The sequence below is a fragment of the Nesterenkonia salmonea genome, from assembly GCF_005771525.1.
Taxonomy (GTDB): Bacteria; Actinomycetota; Actinomycetes; order Actinomycetales; family Micrococcaceae; genus Nesterenkonia; species Nesterenkonia salmonea.
In genome coordinates this window covers 115,317-123,468 of sequence record NZ_VAVZ01000003.1, presented here as the reverse complement: position 1 = coordinate 123,468, position 8,152 = coordinate 115,317, and the positions used below count along the sequence as shown (strand labels likewise).

Genomic DNA, 8,152 nt, shown 5'->3' with positions numbered 1-8,152 from the left:
GACCCTACATCGGCGTCAGATCAAGGATCCGGGGCCAACGTGTACACACATTCTTGCCTATAACCCCTAAACCTTGGGGTTATAGGGGGTTATAGGTCAAAAACGTGTTGCTGGTTCGGGCGTGTTGACCCTGTTCTAGTGGGTTCTGACGGTAGTGAAGGAGATCTGGGCGTGGAAGCCATCGTCTAGATAGGTGAAGACTAGTGCTTCGCGCATCTTTCCAACAGCATGTAAGCCTTCCTGAGCCGGTCGTGGGTGAACCCGGACTTCTGTCCCGGAAACACCCACCCCGGCACCGGTCCGGAGTGTGTTGTCCTGTGGTGGTGATCCGTGTCAGCGCCAGTGACAGTTGGCGCAGTTCCTTACCGGGCAGTGTTCTGGGTCGGGTGGTGGCGTAGGTGCGCACATTGCGCTGGAGGTGCTCCAGGCAGCGCCAGGAGCCGATGTAGATCCCATCGAGTGAGACCTGGTCATAGATATGCGGCTGGAGGGTTTGGTCACCCCGGTCCTGCCGTGCCACTGCAGTGATGAAGATCAACTCAGCACTATGGCTGTAATGGATGAACGCAGGGCACAGATTTTCCGTTCAGGGTTAGGTCCATGAAAGGATTAGATCAATCGACGTCGTCCTTCACGTACGGTATGAGTATTCGTTTCATTAGCCTTCTTCTCTGGTAGCTACTCATCTCACATCCTGGCCTAGTTGGCCCGTGCTCCTGTAAGAAACTTCTTCCCATGTCTTCTCCACGTCACGGAGGCCCCAATGCCGCCCCAAGATCCCCCTGATGCCGAGAGGGGCCTTTCTCCGATGAGCCCCGGTTCTCCTCAGGCTGACGATCATGAAGCTCTTTATCATGCGGATGGCGCCATTATAGATCCGCTCATCGACCCGGTCGAAGACGAGTCAATGCTTCGGCCTGTGGTCCGCCCTGCCGAGGCGTTGGAAGACACTGGAGGTTTCGCGCGGCACTTAGCGCAGCACGTCATCGACTCCTGGAACCACTCAGCTGCAGAGGAGACACAGGTTGACTGGCCCCAGCCTGAGACGGGCGCGGAGACACCTCACGCGCCTGCTGCTTATCGTTTTGAGGACTTGAGTTCAGCACCGGTGTTCCCGACTTCCACATTTTTTCCACCAGATGTGCGCCTCGGGGGAGAGGCGTCGATTGACTCCCAACGACCTGGCGATGACGCCAGGTCGTCTGCGCCGTTGCAAGGCTCCTATTCCTTCCATTCGACTCCCAACGAAGCACCACGGAAGTCGTCTCGGCGGTCGATATTTCTGGCCCGATACTTGGTCGAGAAACTAGTGCGCCCAATATCTCCAGTAACAGAACAAATGTCCACTCTGGATTGGCTCTCCGGAACGCCATTTGAGGATCCGCATCAGGCCCAGGAACCGGGTGAGGCAGATGAATGGGTCACTATCAACCTTGTTCTCGACATCGGTGAAGCGCTCTTCCGCTATGGTGCAGGGGCCCTTGAAGTGGAGACTTCGATTCTCGCTGTTACATCGGCGTTTGGCATGAAAGATACTGACGCGGACATTACCAACCAGTCGATCATCCTCAATTGGTCACCTCAGGGCAAGATTCCATACTCGAGAGTAAGGGTGGTGCGCTCGTGGTCGGCAAACTTTCGTGCACTCTCCGAGGTCCACACCCTGGTGACAGACATCGCCTTCGGAAGAATTACCCGCGCTGAGGCTGCAGAGACTTTACTGGACATCACCAGGGACCCGAAACCATACCCTCGCTGGGTTGTGGCGGCTTCCGGAGCCCTCTTCGCTGGTCTCTTCGCGAGTTACACAGGGGCCCCGCTGTTGGATGCCTCTTTAGGGTTTCTCGCCACGCTTCTCGTTCTCGGGGTTACTCGTCAGCTGACGATTTGGCGTGTGCCTGAGATCTTCACTCTCGCGGCAGGTGGATTCCTGGCGACGGCTGTGGCCTTTTGTGCACTCATATTCGGGGTCGAAATCACTACTTCCATGGTGGTCGCAGGTGGGCTGATGATCCTGCTTCCTAGCGTGCGGATCGTCTCTGCCATCCAGGATGCCATCAATGGGTTTCCTATTACCGCCGCAGGCCGTTTGGTCTCGTCCTTGGTTGCGTTTGCCGGACTGACGGCTGGAATAATGGTAGGTGTAGTCCTCACCGGGCAGGCGGGAGCTCCGGAAATTGATGTGACCGCGGATATTTCGCGAATATATCACCCGGCGCTTCTCGCGGCTCTTGTTTTTCTGACGGCGGTCACGGCGGCGATCGTGCAACAGGCTCCGTACAGACTTCTCCTGCCGACGGGTCTGGTTGCCGTGCTTGGCTTTTGCGGTGTCTACGTCGGCGAACTTATGGGATTCGGTGAGTGGTTCACTCCAATCGTCGGTGCCGCTGTTGTTGGGGCGTTAGCGAGAGTAGTAGCGCTGCGGCTTCGGGCACCGCAGCTTGTTGTGGCCGTACCTGCCATGATGTTTATGCTTCCTGGGCTGATCGTCTTCAGGGGGATGTACCAAATTGCAATCAGTGAATCGTCCACGTATCGGACCGCGGGTCTGTACGAAATCTTTGATGCATTGATCATCATCATGGCTATTGCAGCCGGGATTGTTCTGGGAGATGTTCTCATGCGTCCGCTGACCAAACGTCTGCAATCCAATGAACGCACCAAGGGGCGCCAGCGATAGAGAAAGGCAAAAGAGCTGCGGCGACTCCTCTGGGTGGGGTTTAGTGCTTGGAGTATTGATCAGGCCGGGGGCGCTGCGGGTTCCCCCGTCCAATTAGACTGTCCAGCACGTGCGGAGGCGTAGACGAGAGGATTCTCTCAGACCCCCGCGTCGTGAAGAACTCGGAGAGTGTTGCCGCTGGTGAGTTTGCTGAGCTCGGCCTTTGACCATCCACGATCGGCTAGAGCCTTCAGCAGTGCAGGATAGTCCGATACACGCTTCAAACCGCGAGGGCCCTGCGGGACGCCGTCGAAGTCCCCGCCGATCCCAATGTGGTTGATTCCAGCGACCTCACGAGCATGGTCAATATGAGCTACGACGTCATTGATGCCCACAGCGTCTGCGTCCTCGCGGATGAACCTCGGCACGAATGTAATCATCTGCACGCCTCCGTTATCGGCCAGTTGGGTGAGGATACTATCCGGCACATTGCGTGGATGATCGTAAACTCCCCGACAGGAAGAATGCGAAAAAATCACCGGTGCATCAGTCACGTCCAGCACGTCCTGCATCGTGCGTTCATGGACATGCGAGAGGTCAACGAGCATCCCGATCCGGTTCATCTCTGCGACGACCCCACGCCCGAATTCCGTGAGCCCGTAGTCCACCGGCTCACCCGTAGCTGAGGCAGCCCACGAGGTGTTGTGATTGTGCGTAAGAGTCATGTAGCTCACCCCGAGGCGGCGCATCATGCGAAGAGTCCCAAGGGACTCGTCGATGGAATGCCCACCTTCCATGCCCAGCAGCGAAGCAATCTTCCCGGATCTCATGGCTTCTTCAGTTTCTGCGGAAGTGGTGGCCAAGCTCAACTGATCGCTGAATGAGTCGATCAGTTGATAGACACAGTCGATCTGCTCCAAAGTGGCACTTACCGCGGCGTGGGGCGCCATGTTCGACGGCACATAGACAGACCAGAACTGCGCACCAACTCCTCCTGCTCGCAGCGAGGGAAGATCCGTATGCAGGGCAGGATTCACCTCGCAGAGCTGTGCGGACTCAAGGTTGTACGAGTACTTGGTGCGCAAGGCCCACGGGAGGTCATTGTGCCCGTCAAAGACCGGCGATTCAGCAAAAACTTCCTCAACAGAAGATGGCAAGGTAACTCCTTAGACTCTGACAGGATCAGTGTCGTAACGGAAGTACTGAGGGCTTCAGATGTAGTCGACCCACCCCAAGGCTATCCGTAGTGGGCCAGCCCTTCAGCATCGACTCAGCCGCCAGTGAATTCGTAGTACTCCCGAGCGACTTCGAAGCCCTCCCCGGTGCGTTGCGACCAGCACTCAAAGAAGAACTCATTCCCCTCACAGGCAAAGTCCGCGTTGCCCGTCACCTCGCCATACTGCAGCTGCTGTCCTTGGGAGGCCACTGAGCTGCTGCAGTCGATCGTGGCAGACCCCTCACCCGAAACCCGGAATGTCACGCCGTTATCGCACTCTTCAGGCGCGTCGAACTCGAAGTCTGCCACGGTGCAGAGGACATCACCCTCACTGAGCTGGCAGTTGATGTTGCCGGTGGGGGAGGAAAACTCGGTAATGCTCAGCGCGTCATCCGGTGCGGGGCGCTCAAGATCGAGTCCCTCATCTTCTTGAGTTTCCTCTTCCTCCCCATTGTCCTCAGGAGCCGGTGACTCCTCCGGATCTTCCTCCGGTGACGGTGCCTCCTGCTGCCCCTGAGTGTCTTCCTCCTCTATCGACTCAGCAGGTGGCTCTCCAGCCCCGGTAGCGTCGTCGTCCCCGAAAGGACTTCCCATCAAAAGGAAGTAGGTGGCGGCCAGGGCGCCAATGGTGAGCAGTGCCAAGAGGAAAACCAAGACACCCGCCCCGCCCCTCTTCCTGCGGGGAGTAGCGTCCTCCTCAGGGTCGTACACAGCTCCGGGCACGTACGGGGTGTGGGGGTCGTCATAGGCATATGCGGGCTGCTGGGCTAGGGCGTACCCGGCATCCGAACCAAACACTTGCTGGTCGAACTCGGGTCGGTTCTCCATAGGGAGGACCGCAGTATGCTGCTCGAAGTCCGACCCGCGACGTGCCAGCGCGGCATCCACCTGGGGATCCCCCAGGCCGCCGAGCCACTCAAGAAGCGCCGGGTAAGTGTTGGGATTTTCCGCCACGACAGGGCGTAGGTCTGGCCTAGCGCGCACCAGTTCGTAGAGCTGCGCGTGGGAGGTGTTCGGGTCAGCCGCTTGAGCCGCAGGATCCTGAGTCATGAGAACATCATGCCAAACCTGGCGATCATTGCGGGTTGCGCTTCAGCCCCACGCTATGAGCGGGTCTTTTAGACCCCTGGCTGGTGTGGATTGCCCGGCATCGCATTCGCCCAAGGGACTCTGGGGCCCGAGGGAGGCGAATTTAGCAACGACTCCACCGCGGAGTCGCCATCTTCGGCCGAATCTGACGTCGCATGAGCGCGGACGAATGCGCTGCTTTCTGGAACCCACAGCAATATCAGGGCCACGATTGATGGCAGCACAGCTACGACCATCATTGGCGCGAACAGCAGAAGCCCTGTCGAGAGCGCCAACACACCCGTCGAGCCCATGCGCCCACGCCGACTGCCGCCGGTCCCATGCAGGGCTGAAAGCAAGAACACTACGCCCATGAGGGCCGCTGCGCTTAGGGTAGCGATCCCGTAGGTCAGAGGACCGACCTCGGAGGCGTCTCTTTCGACAGTGATGAGATGGAGAACAGCGGCTCCGATGACCGCAGCCGCGGCGAGCAGCTGCAACGTATAGCTCGCCTGCATCGCCTTTGGTTTCGGCGTATATGGGGACTTTGAGGTGGTGTTCTCACGCTGCCGTTGCTCAACCATGGTCAACATCTCCCTGGGTGCGACGTTTGATCACATTGTCGATATCTGTTATGTGCCTGTAGTCGTCATTGTGTCAGCTGCTCAGCAAATGGCAAGAGGTAAAGAAAAGATTAACAGTAAATCTCCAGATTTCGATTGGTGCATCATGTGGATGAGTGCTAAGGAAAGAAATTGCTATGGGAAATTGAGGGTAGTGAAAAAGGTCAAAAAGTAGTCGCAGGGTCAGGTTCCTTATGGGCCCCATGCACTCGCTTATGGTGCAATTGAGATGGTCCCTTTAACGTCTATTCGTTGATCGCCGCAGAGATGTGTTGGTCGATATTCATGAATTCGTCACCCGGGACTTCTTCTCCGTCAACGATGACCGTAGGGGTGCCTTCGATTCCGCCTTCGTCCAGGGCGGTCTGCGTGGTGTCCTCCACGAACGCATCGAACGTGCCGTTGCTGATGCACTCGCCGATGTCAGCGCCCTGACGCCCAGCCCGTTCAGTGAGCTCATCTTCACTCAACTCGTCTACGGTGACGCGTTCGGCGGTGACCTCTCCTAGGTAGGCGAAGTAATTCTCGGGGGATTCTTCCGCCATGCAGGCGAAGGCGTTTGCGGCGTCGTTGGAGTAGTCGCTGACGAATGCCACGCTCCGGTACTCCAAGGTGATCGCGCCTTCTGTCAGCCACCGCTCCAAGTCGCTATGGAAGGCGGCCTCCATCTGGGCGCATGCCGGGCAGGCGGGATCACTGTAGATGAGCACATGTGGGACGTCTGACTGGCCGTCAGGGGAGATGTCCGTCGGTGAGGTCAGGGTGAACCCGCCCCCGTCGCCGGCGAGAGCGGGTTCCGTTGCGGAAGTCTCTGGATCCTGATCGGAGTTTTCTTCATCCCCGAAGAGGCCACAGGAGGCCAGGGAGAACACGGCCAGCATGCTTGCGGCGAGACTCACGGGGCGCTTGTGTGTTGATGCCATTGAATGATCCCTATTCGGAACTCAAATCGGTGAAAAGTTGATGGAGTCGGAAGTCAGGTGTCAGCTCGGGGTGGAAGCTAGCGGCGAGAATTTTCCCCTGCCGAACAGCGACCGGATTGCCGTGGGATTCCGCGAGGACCTCCACGTCTGCGGAGGTGATGTCTTCGATGATCGGAGCGCGGATGAACACCGCCGGGAGGGGCGAATCCAGACCGTCAACGTCAAGGTGATCCTCGAAAGAATTCAACTGGCTGCCGTAGGCATTGCGGCGCACCACGACACCGAGGCCGCGGATTCGTTCAAAGCCCTTCAACGCCTCCGCGTCAGAGACTGTGTCCGCTGCGAGGATAAGACCAGCGCATGTGCCGAGGACCGCCATGCCGTCATCGAGGCGCTGGCGGATGGCAGGCATCAGGTGCACCGGGGCGGCAAGTCGGGCCATCGCGGTGGACTCACCACCTGGGACGACCAGACCGTCCAGGCCTTCGAGCTCGGAGGGCCGACGGACCTTGCGGACTTCAGCGCCGGTGGCGCGCAAAGCGCGTTCGTGTTCAGCCACAGCGCCCTGCAAAGCAAGCACGCCAATCTGCGGAGTCAAAGAGCCTCCTGCTACTTAGATATCAGGTCGTTGTTGGGTTGTCAGCTTCCTGAGGGATGCGGACAACCCAACACAGTCCTGAAAAGTGGGCGGAACGGACGGTGGAGCGCAAGCTCTACCAGCCGCGCTCAGCCAACCGGTGAGGGGCTGGAAGGTCGGACACGTTGAGGCCCACCATGGCTTCGCCCAGACCCTTGGACACCTCTGTGATGACAGCCGGATCGTCATAGTACGTAGTGGCCTTCACGATAGCCGCCGCGCGAGCTGCAGGGTTGCCAGCTTTGAAGATGCCGGAGCCGACGAATACGCCGTCGGCACCCATCTGCATCATCATGGCCGCGTCCGCTGGAGTGGCTACACCGCCAGCGACGAACATCACCACTGGCAGGCGGCCGTCCTGGGCAACCTTCTTGACGAGGTCGTAGGGGGCCTGGAGTTCCTTGGCGGCCACATAGAGTTCATCATCGGCCATGGAGCGCAGCTGTGCGATTTCCGAATTGATGGTGCGGATGTGCTTCATGGCTTCGGATACGTCGCCAGTGCCGGCTTCGCCCTTAGAACGAATCATCGATGCGCCCTCCGTGATCCGGCGCAGCGCCTCACCCAGATTGGTAGCTCCACAGACGAACGGGACCTTGAACTTGGACTTGTCGATGTGGTGGACGTAGTCCGCGGGGGAGAGGACCTCTGACTCGTCAATGTAGTCAACCTTGAGGTGCTCCAGGATCTGAGCCTCCACGAAGTGACCGATGCGAGCCTTAGCCATGACCGGGATGGACACCGCATCAATGATCCCGTTGATCAGATCCGGGTCGGACATCCGAGATACTCCGCCAGTGGCGCGGATGTCGGCAGGCACACGTTCCAGGGCCATCACGGCGACGGCGCCGGCTTCCTCGGCGATGGTTGCCTGCTCAGCGGTGACCACATCCATGATCACTCCGCCTTTGAGCATCTGAGCCAGTCCGGTGTTGACCGTGGTGGCGCCGGTGGCGGTAGTTGCGTTGTTGTCGGACGTGCTGGTCATTCGTCTCCTTGGACAGAGCAATGGGGAGCTGATAGTTC

Annotated in this window: 7 protein-coding genes; 1 reads left to right on the top strand and 6 read right to left on the bottom strand. The window is 58.7% G+C overall.

Annotation, left to right across the window (positions count from 1 at the left end; translation table 11 throughout):
• The first annotated feature begins 1,339 nt into the window (after positions 1-1,339).
• The gene (locus tag FEF26_RS01925) at positions 1,340-2,680 is read left to right on the top strand and encodes a threonine/serine exporter family protein (RefSeq protein WP_166432874.1); all 1,341 of its coding nucleotides are present in this window, start codon (positions 1,340-1,342) and stop codon (positions 2,678-2,680) included.
• A 137-nt stretch (positions 2,681-2,817) separates the two neighbouring features.
• Here FEF26_RS01925 and FEF26_RS01920 read toward each other — a convergent pair whose 3' ends face one another.
• From FEF26_RS01920 to pdxS, 6 genes are all read right to left on the bottom strand, one after another.
• Positions 2,818-3,816, bottom strand: a complete 999-nt coding sequence (locus FEF26_RS01920; RefSeq protein WP_138251844.1) for a dipeptidase — start codon at positions 3,814-3,816, stop codon at positions 2,818-2,820.
• A gap of 113 nt (positions 3,817-3,929) precedes the next feature.
• Positions 3,930-4,925, bottom strand: coding sequence for a variant leucine-rich repeat-containing protein (locus tag FEF26_RS01915; RefSeq protein WP_138251843.1), 996 nt, complete (start codon positions 4,923-4,925; stop codon positions 3,930-3,932).
• 68 nt (positions 4,926-4,993) lie between these two features.
• On the bottom strand, positions 4,994-5,527 hold the full coding sequence (locus tag FEF26_RS01910) for a hypothetical protein (RefSeq protein WP_138251842.1): 534 nt from the start codon (positions 5,525-5,527) through the stop codon (positions 4,994-4,996).
• 284 nt (positions 5,528-5,811) lie between these two features.
• Positions 5,812-6,489 (bottom strand): DsbA family protein, encoded by a 678-nt coding sequence (locus tag FEF26_RS01905; protein ID WP_138251841.1) that lies wholly within the window; start codon positions 6,487-6,489, stop codon positions 5,812-5,814.
• Between the two features lie 10 nt (positions 6,490-6,499).
• Positions 6,500-7,087 (bottom strand): pyridoxal 5'-phosphate synthase glutaminase subunit PdxT, encoded by a 588-nt coding sequence (pdxT, locus tag FEF26_RS01900; protein ID WP_138251840.1) that lies wholly within the window; start codon positions 7,085-7,087, stop codon positions 6,500-6,502.
• Between the two features lie 115 nt (positions 7,088-7,202).
• Entirely contained in the window at positions 7,203-8,114 is a 912-nt protein-coding gene (gene pdxS, locus FEF26_RS01895) for a pyridoxal 5'-phosphate synthase lyase subunit PdxS (protein ID WP_138251839.1), read from the bottom strand.
• Positions 8,115-8,152: the final 38 nt, after the last annotated feature.

Bases quoted from the DNA above. Each gene is read 5' to 3' on its own strand.
- FEF26_RS01915 (WP_138251843.1), bottom strand. From the start codon at position 4,925: ATGACTCAGGATCCTGCGGCTCAAGCGGCTGACCCGAACACCTCCCAC.
- FEF26_RS01910 (WP_138251842.1), bottom strand. From the start codon at position 5,527: ATGGTTGAGCAACGGCAGCGTGAGAACACCACCTCAAAGTCCCCATAT.
- pdxS (WP_138251839.1), bottom strand. From the start codon at position 8,114: ATGACCAGCACGTCCGACAACAACGCAACTACCGCCACCGGCGCCACC.
- FEF26_RS01905 (WP_138251841.1), bottom strand. From the start codon at position 6,489: ATGGCATCAACACACAAGCGCCCCGTGAGTCTCGCCGCAAGCATGCTG.
- FEF26_RS01925 (WP_166432874.1), top strand. From the start codon at position 1,340: ATGTCCACTCTGGATTGGCTCTCCGGAACGCCATTTGAGGATCCGCAT.